The organism is Rickettsia endosymbiont of Nabis limbatus, from assembly GCF_965196655.1.
GTDB lineage: Bacteria > Pseudomonadota > Alphaproteobacteria > Rickettsiales > Rickettsiaceae > Rickettsia.
This window is the reverse complement of the sequence record NZ_OZ239771.1, coordinates 424144-444477: the sequence shown is the minus strand read 5'-3', so window position 1 is coordinate 444477 and position 20334 is coordinate 424144. Positions and strand designations below refer to the sequence as shown.

Genomic DNA, 20334 nt, shown 5'->3' with positions numbered 1-20334 from the left:
TATAAAAAATTCCTATGGTACTTTACGTTCTTTTATGTAGATGAACCTTATTTAGAGCTTTACGAGTCTCATTTAACTCTATGTTTTTGTTATTTAATTTACTTTCTAGAACATCTATTTTGTCTTTAGATTTCTTTATATTATTATTTATATTTGTAATGAAGACATTTAATGCATTTTGGTCATTGGCATAGTTGTTGACATAATCTGTATAGTTTGCTTTTTTTTCCATAAAATATTTAGATGCACTTGGAATATCACTAATAATAGTAATACGCTTTTGTATTTTTTCGAGCACATCTAACATAATATTTAGAGAATGATTAGCTGCATTGAGTTCATTAGTAGTATTATCTAGTTTGACTTGCAATGCTTTTTCAGAATCTTGAACTTTAGTAAGATTGGTCGTTAATTTTCCAATCTCATATTCCAATATCTGTTTATCAGCCTCTAAGTGAACTATCTTCTTGTTAAGATCATCTCTTTGCTGCATTACCTTCTGTAGTTCAGATTTTAAATTAATATTTTCTTTTCTCAGGAATAGCGTGTTATTACGAAGTGATGATATCATTACGTGGATCTCGACAGTTTTATTCCCAATGTCATCAATTTTTTGTTTATAATATGCGTATGTATTATCACTTGATGATATTGGTGATATAGTAGTGATCATACTCGTTACCTCTTCCCTCTAATCAGTGTTAGCATAAAGCGTGGTGGTAGTTAAAGAACATATTTACTCAAGAGGTTTGAAAATCAATATAGTTTTGTTTGATACAAGTGGATTATAATTATTTATACAAGGATTTTTGGGAATTTCTGGATTACAAATCATTGTATATATTTTTTGTAAGCTATTTGATAGCCAGGTTGCCCAGCTACCATTAATAGCACATAATGCATCTTCTGTATTATTAAGATTTATTTTTTGATATTCAGGATATGTACCATTGTAATGCAAAATCACATTAATTGTGTTCTTTGTATTTGATCGAAAGATACTAGCGTAGAACAATTTATCTGAAATAATGTTGAAATAAGTGACTAAAGAACAAGATTTTTCTATGAAGTAATGTATAGGGCTATGATCCCTAGCCAAATCTCTTTTATTAGATTGTATGTCTGAGTATATGTCAGGCGTACATCGAAATATTCTGTCCTTAGTAGGGGCAGAAGGCAAGAATGTTCTATTCAAAGAGACAAGGAAAAAATTATTCATAACAAATTTTAGTCACAATATAATTATTAGCAGTGTCTTTAAACTCATATAGAAATTTAAATAAAATGTTAAAAAATTACAAAACTGTTTAAGGGTCTTTAGAGCATTACTGTCATTGCTAAAGTAAAAGGGACCAGTAAATTGCACGAAAAAGGGACCAGAGAATTTGGTGTAACCTAATAAGGTTATAATGTGCAATATTCACTAGATAATTAATTAAAATAAATATCTAGTGATACAATGATAAGAATAAATATGTACACAACAATTATCACCCTTTATAAGCAAGGCAATAGTCAAAGAAATATTGCCAAACTAACGAGAATAGACCGTAAAACAGTAAGAAAAATAGTAAACCGTTATGTAGAGTCTGGTACAGAATCTCCTGCACCCTATGAACGATCTTCAGCACTGGATTCTTGGCACGAACAAATAATTGAGTTATTAGAAAAGAATCTAAGTTACATAAGAATTTTTGAAGAGTTAAAAATTCAAGGTTATACAAAAAGTTATGGTTCGCTAACCCGTTATATCAAAAAATATAAGATACAAAATAACAGTTGCATTCGTTTTCATACTTTAGCAGGAGAGGAAGCACAAGTAGATTTTGGTGACATAGGCTTACAGTATAATTCTAAGGGGCGTAGAGTTAAAGCATATGTATTTAATATGCGTTTAAGTTATAGTCGCCTTGATTATTATGAAGTAGTGTTTGATCAAAGTTGTCAAACATGGATACAATGTCATATCAATGCATTTAATTATTTTGCTGGCAGTCCAAAAGTAATAAAACTTGATAATCTTAAAGCTGGAGTGGTAGATAGCAATTTCTATGAGCCCGTATATCAGAAGGAATACAAACGTTTAGCTGATCATTATGGAATTTTACTTTCTCCTTGTCGTGTATATCAACCTCAAGAAAAAGGCAAAGTAGAATCAGGAATAAAGTATGTCAAAAATAATTTTTTTGCTGGACGTAAATTTCATAGATATGAAGAATTAACACATGATCTTGCTAACTGGTTAAATAAAGCAAATAACCGAATACATGGTACTACTAAAAAAATTCCTCAGGAACTATTTGAGCAAGAAGAAAGTAATAATTTAATGCCTTTACCATTAGAAACGTTTGATTTGTCATCGTGGCATAATCGAAAAGTAGCAAAAGATTGTCATATCACCATAGATAATAATTATTATTCCGTACCGGCAAAATATATATACAGTGAGGTACTGGTACAATTATCACCAAAACTTGTTCAAATATTTTCTATCCAAAATGATTTAATAGCAAGGCACGTTAGAACAGATGGCAAAGGAATATTTACCACTAATCCGTCTCATTATGCCAAATATAAACGTCTATGCCCAGGTTTTATAGAATATAGTGAACATTATCAACAACAAATGCAGCAGATAGGAAATAATTGCAGTTTATTATTAGAGTTATTACAACAAACACGAGTAAATGATTGGCAACGTTGTGCTAGAGGTATTATTTCTTTACGTAAGGTTTACAATGATGAGTTAATAGATAAAGCTTGTCATAGAGCATTACATTACGGTATAAGTTCTTACTCTAAAATTAAAAATATCTTAAATAGTAATGCAGTAAACTTACCATTGCCAGAGTTTGGAGGTCAGAATGCAGAACTTGCTTAATGACCTACGTAGTTTTAGATTATCAGGTATAGTCAATAGCTTAAATGAAAGGATTATTTATGCTCAAAATAATAAACTAGGATTTAAAGAATTTCTCTCACTATTATGTGAAGATGAAAAATCTCACCGTAAGGATAATAATTACCGTCGTCGTAAAAGTGCTGCTAAATTACCAGTCACTAAAAATTTAGAAGACTTTGATTTTCAGTTCCAACCAAGTATTGATGCCAAAGTAATAAGTGATTTATCTACTTGTGATTATATTAATACTAAGGGCAATGTCATATTCATAGGTAATTCTGGAACTGGCAAAACTCATCTTGCTATTGGATTAGCATTAAAAGCTTTAACACGAGAATACTCTGTATATTTTACTACGGTATCGGATATGCTTTATAATTTACATATTGCAAGAGCAGATAATAGCTATCACAAAAAAGTTAAATTACTCTTATCATTTGACTTATTAATTCTTGATGAGTTAGGTTTTAAGCAATTACCAAAACATTCAGTAGATGATTTTTTTAATATTATTGCTAAACGATATGAAAATAAATCTACCATTATTACCACAAACAAGGATTTTGAAAGATGGAATGAAATATTTGCTGATGAGTTATTAACTCATGCAATTATTGATCGAGTAGTACATCATGCACATATACTAAACATCACAGGTAAAAGTTATCGTATTAATAACTATAAATTTGGAGGTCATTTGACATAAAAATTTTTACATATAGTGGTCCCTTTTTCGTGCAATTTACTGGTCCCTTTTTATTTGACAATGACAATTACTTCACTGCCTATCTATTGTAATTTATATAAAGCGTATGGTCAACCATAAAATTTAAATATTATTAATCTCTTAGGGTTTAATTCCCCGAAGGTCTGCTTCGTGATATACTAGATGCATGGAAGAAAGCAGTTATATACATAAAAGTGATAATGTCACAGTACTAATATATCATTTAGTAACACCGGCAAAGTATAGAAGAGTAATATTCAAAGAGGAACTAGACGATTATTTATGTAAAATTTGTGAGGACATAGAAGCTCGTTATGAAATTAGATTTTTGGAAATAGGAGTAGATAAAGAACATGTACATTTTTTACTACAGTCAATACTAATGTATAGCCCAACAAAAATAACTCAAATCATAAAAAGTATTACATCTAAGGAAATGTTTAAGAAATATCCAAATCTTAAAGAAAAATTATGGGGAAGTGAGTTTTGGAGTAAAGGATATTTTATGAGCACAGTAGGTAAACATGGTGATGAGCGGAAATTACGTAATTATGTAAAAAATCAAGGTTCAGGCAAACCTTCTTATAAAGCATTTCAACAAAAACAGTTAAACCTTTTTGGATAGATACCTCGTAGCTCTGCTGCGAGGAGTATCATTCAGTGCTATCTAAGCCCATCAAATTTGTGTTCTCATCATTATTTAAGAATTGATAGCAAGGTGCAAGGATGGAATCAACCTCTTGCCACAAAGCATTATCAGTATCTCTATTAGATTTTGGTAACGCTTCAGAAATAGGTATCTCGGATATATTAGTCTCTTTTGTGACTACCACTTGAGGAGACTTTATTAATTCATCACATTCTATATTGTTATTATTTAATAAATATCCCTCAACACTATTCTTTGTAATAATATCTGTCTTTTTTAAATTGCTCCGTTGCTTTTGCAATATATCGGGTGTAAGGTGAAGATTATGAAGTACACAGGTATCTTGTGACAACTTATGTTTTTTTTCTTGAGCTAATTCAAGACTTACAAGATCAAATTTTGAAAATCTAAATGTTATATTTGGTGGCTGTATTTTGTCTTGAGATGATTCTATTTGCTGTATGGTTTCTTGTGACTCTGAATCGTCTTCTGGTGATATACATTTTAGATGTTTAAAAAATTTGGATTTCATTATTTTTCTTTGTTTAGTTAATAGTATTAATATTCATAGGTCCTTGATAATCAATGCTTGAATGAAATCTTTGATGATCATACGTATATTATGTAATTAACGCAAGTTTCGTATTAAGATGCCTAAATTATAGTTAAGGAATTTGCCACAATCCTTATTATTTAAGGCTTTTGGGAGATTGGATAAGTTTCATACTGTAATAATTGGAGTCCAAAAAGACAAATTGCTAAAAATTTATGCATTTAAAGCTCATTTTATAACAAAAACAGTATTATCAATATCCCCGTAACTCAGTCTTGATCAGCTATTCAGCACCTTTGTGAATATGAAACTCGTGTTAATTATTGCTCCCTTCTTTCAGCTCTGTAATATTTATAAAATCATTACAAAAAATTCCAATTCCTCTTATTACAAAGAGTACATAAATGTTTTTCTTTACATTAAAATGCAATATTTTCCTCTATATTTCCTATAGTGTTTACATTCTGATATAATGGTTCCACACTGTGTTCCCTTTGATACATTTGTATTGCTTCTTCAGGAGTGTTTACTATCTGTACACATGGCTCGTGAGTATTTGGTGTACAATATTGCTTTTGTATATAATCTATTATTTTCTTAGTATAACATCCGAGTGTAAATATTCCCGCTCCTATTACAATTATTTGTATCCAATAAATAAGAGAACTTGAGGAGTCATGTGTGTTAAAATGTGAATCATCATTAGTAGTATTTGTGATATTATGGTTAAAATAATCATTGCTACTAGGGTTAGTAGTAGGGGCACACCAAACATTATTTATTTTGTGCAAAGTATATTTCGTGTGGTTTAACATCTCTGTATTATGTTGTGCGATACATTGATGATTATTATATGTACAAATCTTTGCATATATTTCGTTAAAATATGTTAATATCCAATCAGACCAGTTTTCACTGTTAATAGGGCATAGTAGATCTTCTGTATTATCAGAAGCTATTTCTTCATATTCAAGATATGTATTATTGTACTGTGTAATCACATTCATTATATCATTTTCATTTGATGAGATGATTACAGATTTAGGCAGTATATTTGAATTAATGCTTGAGTATTTTGTTATAGAACAATATTTTTCTATAAAAGAATACAGACGTGTAGTAGGACCATCAATAAACTCCTTATAATTTTTTATGTCCGAGTATATGCCAGAATTGCATTTAAATATTCTGTCTTTAGTTTCTTGAAAAGAAGTAAATGTGCTATTTAATAAAATAAGAAAAAAGTTATGCATGGATTTTAATATATTAAACTAATTAAAGGGGCATTATATGCATAACATCTCACATTTCAAGTTGTATTTTACATTTTACTTGGATATTGCATGATAAAAATCTATAAGTTAAGGAAATAGGAGTTAATAATACCAATGTTTTTAGGGTGGATAATCTAGTTGTTCAATCTAGCAATGACTATAATGAAACTAAAGTTTGTGGCTAATATTTTTCTTGCATTATTAGGGATGTTCACACATGGGAGCACTACTATAATGGGACTGTTACTAGATGAAAATTTTTGATAAAATCTATGTAGAAGTCAAGATTTAATCTTACAGACACTATAAATTTTACCTGATTGTCAGTTAAATTTTGACTGTCAGATATATAATCAAGATACAAAATTTCATTATTTTTTCAACAGCTAACTTTTTACTATCCATAAAAGTCTGGATAGGAGTTTTACCATAGCAATATTTACCGGAATGCGGTCTTTCATTATTGTAATGTTCTAACCAAATATCAAGATCTAGTTGTAGATCGTCAAGATCAGTATAAATCTTTTTACGCATAGCCGTATCAAAGAATTCTTGTTTCATAGTTTTATTAAAACGTTCACACATACCATTTGTTTGAGGAGAATATGCTTTAGTAGTGGTATGTTCTATACCTTCGATACTTAGAAATAATTCAAAAGCATGATGCTCTATATTTCCTTTATATTCTGACCCACGATCTGTAAGAACACGAAGTATTGGTATCCCTTGAGTTTCATACCATGGCAACACGCGGTCATTAAGCATGTCAGCAGCGGTAAGGGCTGTTTTATCAGTATATAATTTAGCATCTGCGACCCTAGTATAGCTATCAATAAATACCTGAGAATATACCTTTCCTATGCCTTTAAAATTACCAACATAATATGTATCTTGACATCCTAGATAACCTGGATGCTGTGTATCAATCTCACCATGGGCTTCTTGCTCGCTACGCCGTTTCTCTAGTACTTGTAACTGAGATTCGGTAAGGACAATACCATCTTGAGCCATCCTTGCTTCTAATGCTTTAAGTCTTTTATTGATATTATTCAAATCATTACGTAGCCAAATAGACCTAACGCCTCCAGGAGATACAAGGATACCAGTCTTTTTAAGCTCATTTGATACTCGAATCTGTCCATAAGCAGGGTATTCTATTGCCATATCTTAGTACTGCTCTCTCTACAGCCGGTTCAACTCTATTTGCTATAATTGGCTTCTTCCGGCTAATCTCATATAATGCTTCTTCTCCTCCAGTTTCATTCAGCTCTTTAAACCTATAATAACTGTCTCTACTGTAACCCCATAGCTTTACATGCTGATGATATGCTACCAAGGCTCTTAGCTAGTTCTAGTAAACCGATTTTTGGCTTTATTATTTTTTGATTTAGATTCATCCCTAATCCTCCATTTAATATTATCTTATTTTACTAAATGTAAAATTAAATCTCAACTATTACACTTAAAGCATTAGAAGCAAAGATTGCTCAAGATGGTATTGTTCTTACTGAAACTCAGTTACAAGTACTAGAGAAACGGCGTAGCGAGCAAGAAGCCCATGGTGAGATTGATACACAGCATCCAGGTTATCTAGGATGTCAAGATACATATTATGTTGGTAATTTTAAAGGCATAGGAAAGGTATATTCTCAGGTATTTATTGATAGCTATACTAGGGTCGCAGATGCTAAATTATATACTGATAAAACAGCCCTTACCGCTGCTGACATGCTTAATGACCGCGTGTTGCCATGGTATGAAACTCAAGGGATACCAATACTTCGTGTTCTTACAGATCGTGGGTCAGAATATAAAGGAAATATAGAGCATCATGCTTTTGAATTATTTCTAAGTATCGAAGGTATAGAACATACCACTACTAAAGCATATTCTCCTCAAACAAATGGTATGTGTGAACGTTTTAATAAAACTATGAAACAAGAATTCTTTGATACGGCTATGCGTAAAAAGATTTATACTGATCTTGACGATCTACAACTAGATCTTGATATTTGGTTAGAACATTACAATAATGAAAGACCGCATTCCGGTAAATATTGCTATGGTAAAACTCCTATCCAGACTTTTATGGATAGTAAAAAGTTAGCTGTTGAAAAAATAATGAAATTTTGTATCTTGATTATATATCTGACAGTCAAAATTTAACTGACAATCAGGTAAAATTTTTAGCACTACAAAGTTAAGAAATATGTGAATAAAAACTTAAATTTTATATTAAAACCAACACAAAATTTCAAAATAATTCTAGATAATTTATATGTCTAACTTCTTTCTTATTTTATTAAATAGAGCCATTTACTCACCTAAACTTTCTGATTTGATACATACATGTGATTCTGATATATATTTCCAAATGAAGTATTATACAGGCTCGCTAATTAATTACAATACTAATCTGTATTCTCTCATAAACAAACATTGTTCTGTAGCAACCTATTCAAATATTACTTCAGGTATATTGCCGCAATTTATCATATATCGATCAAGTGAAAAAAATACCACCGATGTGCTTAAGCTTTATAATAATACATATACTGAATATGAAACATTTAATCTTAATACACACATATTATGCACGATTAAGATAAAGGATATAGGTAACTGGTCACGTAGTCGCCTCAAAATACTATACGACATGATTTGTCATCATGAATCTCTTTCAACACCAGATAATTGTGTTAGTATTCATAATGCACTTACATCATATCATATGGAAGTTACTTTAAATATGATGTCTAAAACTTTCTGTATACCAAACTTTAACAGTATAACACTCGAAATAAACATATCAAACACAACATCATTACTTCAAATTCAGAATAGAGCTCTTGAACAACAAAATATATTTCTTAAGCAGGAAAATAATTATTTAAAGTTGGAACTAGATAAAGCAATACAGAGTAGAGATACTCTTAGCAAGAAGGTAGTTAATTTAAAAAATAATATCAATTTATTGGAAAATCAGCTTAATTACTTAATCTCATATCTTACTAATATTAAAAAGTCTGAAAAAGAATTAGAAGTAAAGCTAAATGAGACTACTAATCATCTCCAAAAGGCTAATCACTCTGTAGATGTCCTAACCAATGTGCTCGAAAAATTAAAAAATAATAGTAGTATTATTACGAATAGTAAAGATGCATACAAGTATTTTGATACACAAAGAGCAAACTATACCGATTATGTACAGCGCTATGAAAACCACACTTCGTTAATGAATGAGTCACTAGAAAATGTACATCAAAATATAGATGCATATGAACAAAAGATAAAGAGTCTCCAAAGTCAAATAAAAAATAAGGACATAGAGTTGAATGATGTCTATACCCTGCTAAATATTACTATCTCATATATAGAGCATATTTATGATAATTTAAAGGCCGAGAGTAATTACTCTGAAAATATTGTAAAACATGATAGGACAAAACGTAACATCAATAAGCAATACAATGAAGCCAAAGATGATTACACATATAAGCAAATTATGGACAATTTTTATGAGGTAAGAATTGCAGATTCTGAACAAAAAGTTGAAGAAATACTTCCAATTTCTGCACCAATTGGTGATATACCTTCTACAAATAAATTAATTGCCGGTCTTGAAATTAGTTCTTACCCTCTTGCAGTAGGTAACATAGGACTCGGGGTAGTAGCTTTATATTTTATTAATAAATATTGTTTCTCGATTACTAAGTGGCTAATTATGGGCGGTAAGTGTATTGCTAGAACTTGTGAAATATTGGCTCCAAAGATTAGAGATAATGGAATCGTATTAACACATATTGAAGAAAATGAAGAAAATATATATGAAGAAGCACATAATGAGATCAATATGATAGGCCAAGATTGTATTATAGAAGTTTAGACAAGTTGGTTAAAGAAGCTATAACCGAAATTCTCCATGGTGCTGCTAAATCAGCCCGTAGGTTATAGAATGGTTTTGGAGTTTTTTAGTAAGATCATTGATAGAATTATGTGTTGATAATACATAAGAAACCTCGTTTAGGAGATTAATTTTTTCAAATGATACTCCTCGCAGCAGAGCTACGAGGTATCTATCCAAAAAGGTTTAACTGTTTTTGTTGAAATGCTTTATAAGAAGGTTTGCCTGAACCTTGATTTTTTACATAATTACGTAATTTCTGCTCATCACCATGTTTACATACTGTGCTCATAAAATATCCTTTAAGGGTATTAGGAAGAATCGTGCGTAAATACACGCTAAGGGATAAGTTTAAGAAATCAAGATGTGAAAGGTAACAGCTTTTTTCCTGGCTCTTTTAATGAGCCATCACTATTTACATAAGTATAGAGTGTTGCAGTGGTTATATTAAGTTGCTTAGCTATTTCACAGGCTATAGTACTTGGATCTGCCATGGCGGCTGATGCAATACGTAAAGTAGAAGCAGTCATTTTACGAGGGCGTCCTCCTAAACGACCTCTAGCACGTGCTGCTTTTAATCCAGCATGAGTTCGCTCGATAATTAATTCTCGTTCATATTCAGCAAGTGTTGCAAATAATCCAAATATTAATCTACCATTAGCAGAGGTAGTATCAATTTGAGTACCATGTCCTGCTAAAACTTTAAAGCCAATATGACGCTGACGTAATTCGTCTATAATAACGCGAGTTTCGAATTAATATAGCATAGGATTTAGCATATCAAGAGAGATGTAATAGAAGGTTTATTATCAGACATTTGATAATTTATCAGTGCTGCAACCATATGCACAAAGGCATTTGTAACTGATCTATGCCTTGAATGCTCAAACTTCCCCAATAGTTTAATTTTACTAAACACAGATTCTATTAATGCTCTTTTAAGCAATAATATTTTATCCAACATAGACATAAGTTTATTTTTCATATTTTTCTTTACCCTAGTTACCATAAAAATTCCTTGCTCTAAAAGTTGTTGAAATAATTGTTGTGAAATATAACCACGATCTCCGAATACTTTACCAAAAAGATTTTTGATCATCAGTTCCAGCTGTTTTCTATCATCCTTATTGCCAGGGCTAAAAGATGCTTTAACTATACCACCGGCTCTATTAATTATTAGATGTAGTTTAAGTCCATAGAACCAACCTTTTGTTGTCTTACTGCGTGCTGCTATGCCGGCGAACACTTTATTCATTGAAATACGGTATCTCTTACATACCTCTATACTACTTGAATCTACAAAAGAAAGGCCATCACACTGATCCAAAATAGAATTGAATATCAGTACTAATAGTGGTAAATGTGGACCTATTATTTTTATAAATTGACTATAGCTTACTAATTGAAAATCTCTTTGATGATAAATCCATATTTGCTTCAGATAATAATTCTTAAAACAATCATAAGATGACTGCCAGTAGCCTATTATAATTGTTATTACCTCACTTCTGTTAAGTCGACTTTTAGGACCAGATTTGTTGTTATGGTTAGTAATTGAATTTGTATGCTTGTCTAATTCTTGAAAAAAATCATCGACGTAACAAAATATTTCTGTAAAATCCATTATCATAGGTTATTGCTCTTAAAGTTTTTTCAATAACCTATAAACTTTTTTCTTATACTATAAATACCATATTTTAATTAGCAATTTGTATTTTGTACTCACTTTATAACAAAAACAGTATTATCAATATCCCCGTAACCCACTGTTTATCAGCTATACAGCGACTTTTTGAATACGAAACTCGCGTATAATAGTAATCAAATGTTTTAAATCACGACCTAAACGATCAAGTTTCCATACGACTAGAATATTACCTGGTTGCAAAGCTTTGAGACAAGCTTGTAAACCTAATCTTGCTTCTTTTTTACCCGAAGCAATGTCTTGATAGAGACGTTCCTTACTGACACCTGCATCAATAAGTGCATCTCGTTGTAAATCAAAAATTTGTGAACCATCATTTTTAGAGATACGCATATAGCCAATTAGCATAGTAAAATATTATTTTATTTGTTTGCTTAAAAACTTACTGGCATAATATCAAACTTAGCGTTATTTTTTCAATGAGTTTTTAAGTGGGTATGAGGTGCTTAAAACCAGTTCTCTGCCACTACTTAAAAAACGCTCGTTTTTTGAGCGATTTAAAAAAAATTGTTTAGGAAGTAAAAATTGAACAATCAAGAAATTGTTAAAGCATTACCAGAATCAGTTATTATTCAGCTTGCCACGTTATCAGAGCAAGATAGAAGTCTGATTCAAAAATGCCGTGGTCAGCATAACCGTCTAGGTTTTGCTTATCAACTCATGTTTGTTAAGGTCTTTAATTATTTTCCTAATCAATCTTTAGTAGAAATTCAGTCACAGATAATCACATTTGCTATTTTACAGCTTGGTATCAAAAAAGAACTAATCAATGCCTATCAAAAACGACAGCAAACAGTTTCAGAACATCAACAACAAATTCGTAATTATTTAAAGCTAAGTAGTTTTGATAAGTCTGCTATTTATCAAGTCAGTAAATTTTTATTCATTGAAGCACAGCGTACAGATCATGTCAGTATTTTATTGATCAAGACGGAGCAGTTTTTAAAAGAACAATATATTTTACAACCTGCACGTGATACGTTAGAACGGTTAATTATCATACAAAGGCAAAAAGCACGACAGTTTATTTATGATAAAATACTGATAAATCTCACTGAAGCACAATCTAAGAACTTAGATGAGTTACTGAAAGCGGATGAATCCCGCATATCTCCTTTACAGCAGTTAAAGCAGCCACCTGCAAAGCCTTCTCCAAAAGCACTTATAGCATTAACTCAAAAATTGGAATTAATACATGCTATTGATATCGCTAAGCTAGATACCGACTGGCTGAATAACAACTACCAACGTAGCCTCACTAAATATGTGCTACGTTGTTCAGCTAAACGTTTAAGAGATTTGCAAGCCTCACATCGTTATACTGCACTGATTTGCTTTTTAAAACAGCTGAATTTAGATACGATTGACTATATTATCGATATGCACCATAAATTAATGCTCAAAGTGTATAATCGTGCAGATATGCAAATGAATGAGGCACTAAGAAAACAGCGCAAGCATTTTAAGCAGGGTCAGATTTTTCTTAACACTATTGCAGAGCTTGTATTGGATAGCGATATTGAAGATACTAAATTACGAACAGCTATCTTTAATAAGGTAAATCGTAAAACCTTGGAACAACACCTCTTATACTCTCAAGATTGGCTCAAAGGTAAATTCAGTCATCTCTTTCACTTGGTAGTGGAACGATTTAGTTATTTGCGTCAATTCTCACCTGCATTAATTGCGCATTTAAAATTTGAAGCTAAAGGAGAACGAGCGACAAATTTACTTAAAGCTATTGAACTGCTGCATGAGCTGAATCAACAACAAAAACGTAAATTGCCAGACGATGCCCCAATTGATTTTATTCCTAAAAAATTAAGATCATTGGTAAAGTCGCAAGGTATATTGGATAAACCTGCATGGGAATCTGCTTTATTGACCAGTATCCGTGATGAAATGAAAATAGGTAACCTGACGGTCAAAGATAGTAAACGCTTTGGTAATTTTGATAATTTTTTTATGCCATATACAGAGTGGCAGAAAGAACGGATAGCTTTTTTTAAGAGAGCAGGATTACCAGTAAATCCCCAGAATGTTAAAGTGTACTTAACAGAGCGGTTAAATAAGGCTTTTGATACATTTTTAACCACTGAGCCGTATAACACCTATGCTAAAGTAAAAAATGGTAAGTGGGCATTATCCATTGATCAAGCTGAAGAAAACTTACCTGAGGAAAAAGAATCGCTGAATACCTTACAAACTTGGCTTAAGAAACATATGCGTTCCATCAAGCTACCACAGTTACTAATTGAAGTAGATAATGATTTAGGTTTCACACAGGGATTCATGCTTCCGCACCAGCAAGTACATCGTCAGGTTGATGATGTTTGCACGATTCTAGTTAGCATTATGGCACATGGCTGTTTTATTGGTCCATACACTATGGCAAGATTAACGGAAGGTATAACATACGATCAGATTAGACATATTACTGATTGGCAGCTTAGCGAAGAAAACCAGCGTTCTGTGCTTGCCATGATTGTAAACGCGATTACTAACCTTGATATTAGTAAGCAATGGGGTGATGGTAAAACATCTAGCAGTGATGCTCAACGCTATTCTTATTCACGACGTACGTTACAACAGACTTATAGCACAAAATTCTGTGATTTTGCTCTAGAGTTTTATACTTTTGTCGCTGATAATTATGCACCATATTTTAGTCTGCCGATTGAGTGTACAGATAGAGATTCACCTTATGTGATGGATGGCATATTGTATAATGAAAGTGATTTAGTCATTGAAGAGCATTATGTGGATTCTCATGGCTATACCGAAATTAACTATGCTGCATTTGCTATGATAGGCAAAAAATTGTCACCACGTATACGTGGTGTACAGCATCAACGGCTTTACCGAATAGATGACACCAAAAATTACAGCAACTTAGTTTCTTTAATCGCAGGTAAAGATCAATTAATTCATATGGATTGGATTGAAGATCAATGGGACAAAATAGGACATTTTTATGCATCCTTGGCAAGTGGACACACCACTGCCTCTACAGCACTAAAACGCTTAACTGGCTTTAGTCCTAAGAACCACTTTTACCGTGCAAACCGTGAATTAGGGCGTATTTTTAAAACAGAGAATATTTTAACTTATATGTCCGATCCACTACTACGCCAAAACAGACGGCGAGGTCTCTTAAAAGGAGAACAGTTACATCAACTTGCACGAGAGGTGGCCTATGGTAAGCGGGGACGTATTAGTGCTAACGATTTACATGCACAACGCAATACTTGTAGCTGCTTAACCCTCATCATCACTTGCATTATTTACTGGCAAGCAAAAGAGATTACGCAGCTTATCAAAAGATATAGTAATGAATTGGATGATAGACATTTAGCAATGTTACCTTACATTAGTCCAATTGGCTGGGATAATATTATTTTACGCGAGTTTCGTATTCATAAAGTCGCTGTATAGCTGATAAATACTGGGTTACGGTGGATATTGATAATACTGTTTTTGTTATAAAATGGGCTTAAAATGCATAAATTTTCAGCAATTTGTCTTTTTTGACTCCAATTATTACAGTATGAAACTTATCCAATCTCCCAAAAGCCTTAAAAAATCAGGATTGTGGCAAATTCCTTAACTATAATTTAGGCATCTTAATACGAAACTCGCGTTATTTTATACGGAGAATATATACTGGATAAAAGTTTAATCAAATAGCAGCTAATTTCTTAACGCGAATTTCGTATTCACAAAGGAGCGGAATAGCTGATAAATACTAGGATACAGGGATATTGATAATACTATTTTTGTTATAAAATTAGCTAAAAATCATAAATTGCATTTTTTATGTTCAAGTATTGAGGTGTGAAACTTATCAAAGTGCTTAAAAGATTGGAGTAACAAGGATTTTTCAAGTTAATTAACCATAATTAGGCATCTTAATACGACACTCGCGTTTCTTAGCGTGTATTTACGCACGATTCTTCCTAATACCCTTTTACTCCAAAACTCACTTCCCCATAATTTTTCTTTAAGATTTGGATATTTCTTAAACATTTCCTTAGATGTAATACTTTTTATGATTTGAGTTATTTTTGTTGGGCTATACATTAGTATTGACTGTAGTAAAAAATGTACATGTTCTTTATCTACTCCTATTTCCAAAAATCTAATTTCATAACGAGCTTCTATGTCCTCACAAATTTTACATAAATAATCGTCTAGTTCCTCTTTGAATATTACTCTTCTATACTTTGCCGGTGTTACTAAATGATATATTAGTACTGTGACATTATGACTTTTATGTATATAACTGCTTTCTTCCATGCATCTAGTATATCACGAAGCAGACCTTCGGGGAATTAAACCCTAAGAGATTAAAGACATATTGAGGTACATGAACCAGACATGATCTCTCTCACATACGGCTTGAATAAGCTTTAGCTTGATATGCGACTTCTAGTCGCTATAAAACAAACTTTCTGATACCCTTGAGCAACACAAAAGAATAAATCTATTGCTATCTGAGCCCCTCTATAAATCCTCTTGCAAAAAAAAATAGACAAATTAAGTAACTACTATTACTATTACAGTTAGATAGATAATTAATCAAATAAAATCATATATGCCAGAATATATTAGACATGGTGAAGGGACATTTGCTTCTCTAACAAAACAACAAAAAGAGGCAGTAGGATTACTTTCAATTGGTACTTTCTTAGAGTACTTTGACCTTATGCTCTATGTGCACATGGCAGTACTTCTTAATGAATTATTCTTTCCAAAATCTGATCCAAATGTAGCAGCATTTTTGTCTGCTGCTGCTTTTTGCTCCACTTATGCCTTAAGACCTTTTGGAGCATTAATTTTTGGCTATATAGGTGATACCATAGGTAGAAAAGTAACTGTTATTATTACTACATTTATGATGGCTATTTCTTGTATTGTTATGGCTAATTTACCAACTTACGACCAAATTGGAATGAAGGCTGTTGTCATTATGACAGTATGCCGCATGATACAAGGTATCTCATCAATGGGAGAAAGAATTGGAGCTGGAATTTATATTACTGAAATCACAAAACCTCCAATACAATATGCCGCTGTTACATTAACAGGTTGTTTATCTGCTTTAGGTGGTACTTTTGCTTTAGCTGTAGCTTCTCTAGTAACTTCACAAGGTTTTAATTGGCGGATCGCTTTTTGGATTGGTGCAGTTGTAGCAGTTATCGGCTTTTTAGCAAGAACATCTCTTCGCGAAACAGCAGAATTTGTTAATGCAAAACGACGAATCACAAATATCTTAGATGCAACTAAATTAAAAGCTCAAAAGATTAATCCTATTATGCAAGAAAATGTAAGTAAGAAAACAATAATTGCAAATTTTTTCACATTATGTGGAGGACCAGTCTCTTTATATTTTACTTATATCCATTGTGGAAATATTCTAAAAAACTCTTTCCATTATACTGCAGCACAAGTAATACATCAAAATTTTATAGTTTCAACAATCGGATTAGTAATCTACTGTATAATGATATATCTTAGTTATAAGATATATCCATTAATAATATTAAAAGTTAAATTATTAATATTTACATTTATAATGATATTTTGTCCTTACTTATTAGATAATATAACATCACCTTTACATTTATTATTAATACAATTAGTACCTATAACATGCGGACTCGCACAAACACCAGCTATGCCAATATTTTTTAAACATTTTCCCATTTTTAAACGTTTTACTTATGTAAATGTAACATATGCAATAGCACATGCTCTCATGTACATTGTAACATCTTTTGGGATCACATATTTTGTACATATTTTTGGACACTACGGATTATTGATTATACTAATTCCTTTAATTGTAGGATATACTTTTGGTCTATATCATTTTGAAAAACTTGAAAAGGAAGTTGGTAATTATCCAAAGAAAATAAGTGATAATGATCTAAATAATAATTCGGTACTGTAAGAGTAGTAGCACATAATTCTAAAAGATTAATTTCTATATCTAATAATTCTAAGTATTTAGATAACACTAAAAAATAATGCATAGTTTCTTCTACAGTGTTACTAATTTTCTCAGGAGATTTAGCCCCTATTGTCTGCATATTATGCAGCCTATCAAAGAGTTTTATTAACAGTACATCATGTTTCTTTTCTTTATATAAGATCTCTACTGTTTCAGCAGCACTAATCTTTATGCCGTCCTCTTTAATCCTTGTTAAATCCATTACTTGATTGGTTACTTTCCACCCAAATTTTTGTGTTATCTGATCCTTGGTTAGTTCTGTATCTTCTAATGTATCGTGTAGTATTGCGGTCACTAAAATATCTGTTCTAAATAAATAATCTGATACCATATATGCTACCTCTATCGGATGAGAGTAATATGGCTCTCCTGATCGACGCATTTGACTTCCATGATATTTCCTGGCGTAGTATATCGCTTTCTTTACTTCTAGCACATCAACCGGTGATACTTTTACTATGCTATTTAAATATATTACTTTACCTAGTAATTTCTTAGCATAAATACACATCTCAAAATCTTTCTCCCAGTCTTTTATCTCTTCCATAATCCTTATTAAATTATTGATTGATGTTATAGTTGAGCCTTTGATATTTTTCATACTATATTATTCTTTTATTATTGTCACTATAGAAGTAATATATATTGCTAGCTTTTTACTAGACCGCCTTTACTAGTGTCATTGCTAAACTAAAAGGGAGCAGTAAATTACGTCAAAAAGACAGCAATTCCAAATATGACATTATAGATACATAGACCCAATACTAAAGATCGTGCAAAGAGCGGCAAAGTTAAAGAAAGTACCGAGTTAAGAAATAGCTTTCATAGTTAGGGTAATTGTGTTATAAAAGTTTTCAGATTTTTTGCAGTTTTGGTTAAAAATGTACCGAGACTGGGAATTATAGGAACTTTTTATTGCACCAAAACGGGAAAATACAATAGTGTTATACCGCTTTCAGAAAGTTTTTGGTAAATACTAATCATATTTACCACCGATGCCTTAGATGGTATAGCTTTTGATCTATATTGAATTAAGTTATAAAATCATATTTTGATAAATCATTGATCAGAATATAATTAGTAGGCAGCAAAACATTTCTCCACACAAATTACGTCATTTTTTGTTTACTTGGCTTAAAAAAAGAGGAGTAGACGACGCACTTATTCAACCATACTCTGGTAATGAAACCCGCAAGTCTCTAGAGATTTATTCAAAATTATCGTTATCGGAAGCTCAAAAAATATATGAAGAAAATATAAAAAATTTTCCTGTTTAAACTTCTCAACTTTGCCGCTCCTTGCACGATCTTTAGTATTGGACCTATTAGGAATTTTAGCACCTATACTGCTGATAGACCTAGAGGATTGTACGATATCAAAATAATTTTCAGCTATCTGAACAAGATTTAAAGAGTGGCACAACTCATTAATGATACTCCTCGTAGCTCTGCTGCGAGGAGTATCATTAATTTAGCTATTAATAATGACTTACTAGCAAAACTTACGCTATGTTTGGTTCTAAATATCGTAAAGATGGAGAACGAAGCTGTTGTTGCATATAGTCATCTAAAAGCCCTAACTTTATTTGGTAGACCGTTTTACCTATTTTATTTGCAGTTCTTTTGAGAAAAGCCCAAACTAGAAATGCACAACTAATGTGATTACGTTGGATACGCTGTTTTCTGCATTGGCAACGTTCTATACCAGTCAGTTGCTTAATTTTTCTATGCATGCTCTCAATTACCCATCGCAAGCCAAACTCATCTTGTGCAGCTTTAGAAGATTTTTGAGTTTTGTTATTGGTAACAACATAATCAACTCTGTTGGTAGAAACAGTAAATTTAAACAAATTAACATGCTTATTTTTGGCAAATCCTTTTATATGAATCTCCATTCCATTCTTAATTTCTTCATCTGAAAACGTCAACTTGCTAACAGCTTTATAAGGCTCGTAATCACACGTTTTACTAACATTTCTATTGGCTTTAATAGGGGCATAATAATATTTGCCCAAGGAGTCAACATGTTGCATAATTTTGTGTGTAGCATACCATGTGTCAAAAAGTACAGTTTGAAAAGGAATCTTTTTACTATAAACAGCATTATTGAACATCTTTAGTAGGTGATCTAGTTTCGTCGCTCCATCATGATCAGGTGAAAAAATGCGATAATCTATTACCCAAAACTTATCAATATCGGGGTTATAATATACAAGACTCACTACTCCTATACCGGTAGTAACTCCACCTGTAGCTCCACTATACTGCGATCTAGCAACCTCTATTTTCTTTGTGTTCCTTTTGTTTAACACCGTATCATCAAATATTGTATATCCGTTAGATGAAAAGATAACATCATTCTTAATGTGTTCCCATAACAAAGAAGGAGTATATTTTTCATTTTCTAAAAATCTATTAATAACATCATGGCTACATTTCTTGGCATGTTCAGCGTAGTAGGTTAAACTATAATTCTTTTGGCTAATTGTTAAAAATTGACAGTAATCTGTTCTATTAATTGGTATTGCTTGCAATCTGTTCCTCTTTGACATGTTTAATTATTCTTACAATAATTTATCACTCTTCCACTCATAGCGTAAGTTTTGCT

General features: G+C 31.7%; 16 protein-coding genes and 4 pseudogenes. 7 read left to right on the top strand and 13 right to left on the bottom strand.

The annotated features are described in order from the left end of the window. Window positions 1–22: 22 nt before the first annotated feature. Together ACOAL3_RS02600 and ACOAL3_RS02595 are read right to left on the bottom strand one after the other, a co-directional pair. Window positions 23–673, bottom strand: coding sequence for a hypothetical protein (locus ACOAL3_RS02600; RefSeq protein WP_419235302.1), 651 nt, complete (start codon window positions 671–673; stop codon window positions 23–25). Between the two features lie 63 nt (window positions 674–736). Next, window positions 737–1099, bottom strand: a complete 363-nt coding sequence (locus ACOAL3_RS02595; RefSeq protein ID WP_419235301.1) for a hypothetical protein — start codon at window positions 1097–1099, stop codon at window positions 737–739. Between the two features lie 375 nt (window positions 1100–1474). On the opposite strand from ACOAL3_RS02595, the gene istA reads away from it, so the two are divergent. From istA to tnpA (ACOAL3_RS02580), 3 genes are all read left to right on the top strand, one after another. Next, on the top strand, window positions 1475–2881 hold the full coding sequence (gene istA, locus ACOAL3_RS02590) for an IS21 family transposase (protein ID WP_419234561.1): 1407 nt from the start codon (window positions 1475–1477) through the stop codon (window positions 2879–2881). Beyond that, a complete protein-coding gene (istB, locus tag ACOAL3_RS02585) occupies window positions 2865–3608 on the top strand; it encodes an IS21-like element helper ATPase IstB (protein WP_419234522.1) in 744 nt (247 codons plus the stop codon). The genes istA and istB overlap by 17 nt, the downstream gene beginning before the upstream one ends. Window positions 3609–3795: 187 nt before the next feature. Beyond that, complete coding sequence (gene tnpA / locus ACOAL3_RS02580) at window positions 3796–4254, top strand: IS200/IS605 family transposase (RefSeq protein ID WP_419234857.1); 459 nt, start codon at window positions 3796–3798, stop codon at window positions 4252–4254. 28 nt (window positions 4255–4282) lie between these two features. Here the strand turns inward: tnpA (ACOAL3_RS02580) and ACOAL3_RS02575 are convergent, their stop codons facing one another. The 3 genes and pseudogenes from ACOAL3_RS02575 to ACOAL3_RS02565 form a co-directional block, all read right to left on the bottom strand. After that, window positions 4283–4810 (bottom strand): hypothetical protein, encoded by a 528-nt coding sequence (locus ACOAL3_RS02575; RefSeq protein WP_419235300.1) that lies wholly within the window; start codon window positions 4808–4810, stop codon window positions 4283–4285. Window positions 4811–5250: 440 nt separating this feature from the next. Then, window positions 5251–5838: a hypothetical protein gene (locus ACOAL3_RS02570; protein WP_419235299.1), complete on the bottom strand. Its 588-nt coding sequence runs from the start codon at window positions 5836–5838 to the stop codon at window positions 5251–5253. Between the two features lie 594 nt (window positions 5839–6432). After that, window positions 6433–7502 (bottom strand): annotated as a pseudogene (locus ACOAL3_RS02565) (IS481 family transposase). A gap of 64 nt (window positions 7503–7566) precedes the next feature. Between ACOAL3_RS02565 and ACOAL3_RS02560 the strand changes: the two are divergent. Both ACOAL3_RS02560 and ACOAL3_RS02555 read left to right on the top strand, forming a co-directional pair. Continuing rightward, window positions 7567–8309 (top strand): annotated as a pseudogene (locus tag ACOAL3_RS02560) (integrase core domain-containing protein); the annotation flags it as partial. A 74-nt stretch (window positions 8310–8383) separates the two neighbouring features. Continuing rightward, window positions 8384–9991, top strand: coding sequence for a GumC domain-containing protein (locus ACOAL3_RS02555; protein WP_419235298.1), 1608 nt, complete (start codon window positions 8384–8386; stop codon window positions 9989–9991). A 190-nt stretch (window positions 9992–10181) separates the two neighbouring features. On the opposite strand, the gene ACOAL3_RS02550 is transcribed toward ACOAL3_RS02555, so the two are convergent. The 5 genes and pseudogenes from ACOAL3_RS02550 to ACOAL3_RS02530 form a co-directional block, all read right to left on the bottom strand. Further along, window positions 10182–10346: a hypothetical protein gene (locus ACOAL3_RS02550; protein WP_419235297.1), complete on the bottom strand. Its 165-nt coding sequence runs from the start codon at window positions 10344–10346 to the stop codon at window positions 10182–10184. 22 nt (window positions 10347–10368) lie between these two features. Beyond that, complete coding sequence (locus ACOAL3_RS02545; RefSeq protein WP_419235296.1) at window positions 10369–10539, bottom strand: hypothetical protein; 171 nt, start codon at window positions 10537–10539, stop codon at window positions 10369–10371. A gap of 81 nt (window positions 10540–10620) precedes the next feature. Further along, a pseudogene (locus ACOAL3_RS02540) lies at window positions 10621–10722 on the bottom strand (hypothetical protein); the annotation flags it as partial. A gap of 59 nt (window positions 10723–10781) precedes the next feature. Beyond that, entirely contained in the window at window positions 10782–11639 is an 858-nt protein-coding gene (locus tag ACOAL3_RS02535) for an IS982 family transposase (protein WP_419234519.1), read from the bottom strand. Window positions 11640–11786: 147 nt separating this feature from the next. Continuing rightward, entirely contained in the window at window positions 11787–12047 is a 261-nt protein-coding gene (locus tag ACOAL3_RS02530) for a recombinase family protein (protein ID WP_473198139.1), read from the bottom strand. 192 nt (window positions 12048–12239) lie between these two features. On the opposite strand from ACOAL3_RS02530, the gene ACOAL3_RS02525 reads away from it, so the two are divergent. After that, complete coding sequence (locus ACOAL3_RS02525) at window positions 12240–15149, top strand: Tn3 family transposase (protein ID WP_419235295.1); 2910 nt, start codon at window positions 12240–12242, stop codon at window positions 15147–15149. 450 nt (window positions 15150–15599) lie between these two features. Here the strand turns inward: ACOAL3_RS02525 and tnpA (ACOAL3_RS02520) are convergent, their stop codons facing one another. After that, a complete protein-coding gene (gene tnpA, locus ACOAL3_RS02520; protein ID WP_419234711.1) occupies window positions 15600–16010 on the bottom strand; it encodes an IS200/IS605 family transposase in 411 nt (136 codons plus the stop codon). Window positions 16011–16308: 298 nt separating this feature from the next. On the opposite strand from tnpA (ACOAL3_RS02520), the pseudogene ACOAL3_RS02515 reads away from it, so the two are divergent. Beyond that, window positions 16309–17622: pseudogene (locus tag ACOAL3_RS02515) on the top strand (MFS transporter); the annotation flags it as partial. Here ACOAL3_RS02515 and ACOAL3_RS02510 read toward each other — a convergent pair. Together ACOAL3_RS02510 and ACOAL3_RS02505 are read right to left on the bottom strand one after the other, a co-directional pair. Beyond that, window positions 17540–18274: an HD domain-containing protein gene (locus ACOAL3_RS02510; RefSeq protein WP_419234710.1), complete on the bottom strand. Its 735-nt coding sequence runs from the start codon at window positions 18272–18274 to the stop codon at window positions 17540–17542. The pseudogene ACOAL3_RS02515 and the gene ACOAL3_RS02510 sit on opposite strands and share 83 nt — an antisense overlap. A gap of 954 nt (window positions 18275–19228) precedes the next feature. Beyond that, window positions 19229–20260: an IS701 family transposase gene (locus ACOAL3_RS02505; RefSeq protein WP_473198140.1), complete on the bottom strand. Its 1032-nt coding sequence runs from the start codon at window positions 20258–20260 to the stop codon at window positions 19229–19231. Window positions 20261–20334 lie beyond the last annotated feature (74 nt).

What these genes read in the sequence shown, in the direction of transcription:
- ACOAL3_RS02600 (WP_419235302.1), bottom strand. Translation starts at nt 673, where the DNA reads ATGATCACTACTATATCACCAATATCATCAAGTGATAATACATACGCA.
- istA (WP_419234561.1), top strand. Translation starts at nt 1,475, where the DNA reads ATGTACACAACAATTATCACCCTTTATAAGCAAGGCAATAGTCAAAGA.
- istB (WP_419234522.1), top strand. Translation starts at nt 2,865, where the DNA reads ATGCAGAACTTGCTTAATGACCTACGTAGTTTTAGATTATCAGGTATA.
- tnpA (WP_419234857.1), top strand. Translation starts at nt 3,796, where the DNA reads ATGGAAGAAAGCAGTTATATACATAAAAGTGATAATGTCACAGTACTA.
- ACOAL3_RS02575 (WP_419235300.1), bottom strand. Translation starts at nt 4,810, where the DNA reads ATGAAATCCAAATTTTTTAAACATCTAAAATGTATATCACCAGAAGAC.
- ACOAL3_RS02570 (WP_419235299.1), bottom strand. Translation starts at nt 5,838, where the DNA reads ATGAATGTGATTACACAGTACAATAATACATATCTTGAATATGAAGAA.
- ACOAL3_RS02555 (WP_419235298.1), top strand. Translation starts at nt 8,384, where the DNA reads ATGTCTAACTTCTTTCTTATTTTATTAAATAGAGCCATTTACTCACCT.
- ACOAL3_RS02545 (WP_419235296.1), bottom strand. Translation starts at nt 10,539, where the DNA reads ATGACTGCTTCTACTTTACGTATTGCATCAGCCGCCATGGCAGATCCA.
- ACOAL3_RS02535 (WP_419234519.1), bottom strand. Translation starts at nt 11,639, where the DNA reads ATGATAATGGATTTTACAGAAATATTTTGTTACGTCGATGATTTTTTT.
- ACOAL3_RS02530 (WP_473198139.1), bottom strand. Translation starts at nt 12,047, where the DNA reads ATGCGTATCTCTAAAAATGATGGTTCACAAATTTTTGATTTACAACGA.
- tnpA (WP_419234711.1), bottom strand. Translation starts at nt 16,010, where the DNA reads ATGGAAGAAAGCAGTTATATACATAAAAGTCATAATGTCACAGTACTA.
- ACOAL3_RS02510 (WP_419234710.1), bottom strand. Translation starts at nt 18,274, where the DNA reads ATGGAAGAGATAAAAGACTGGGAGAAAGATTTTGAGATGTGTATTTAT.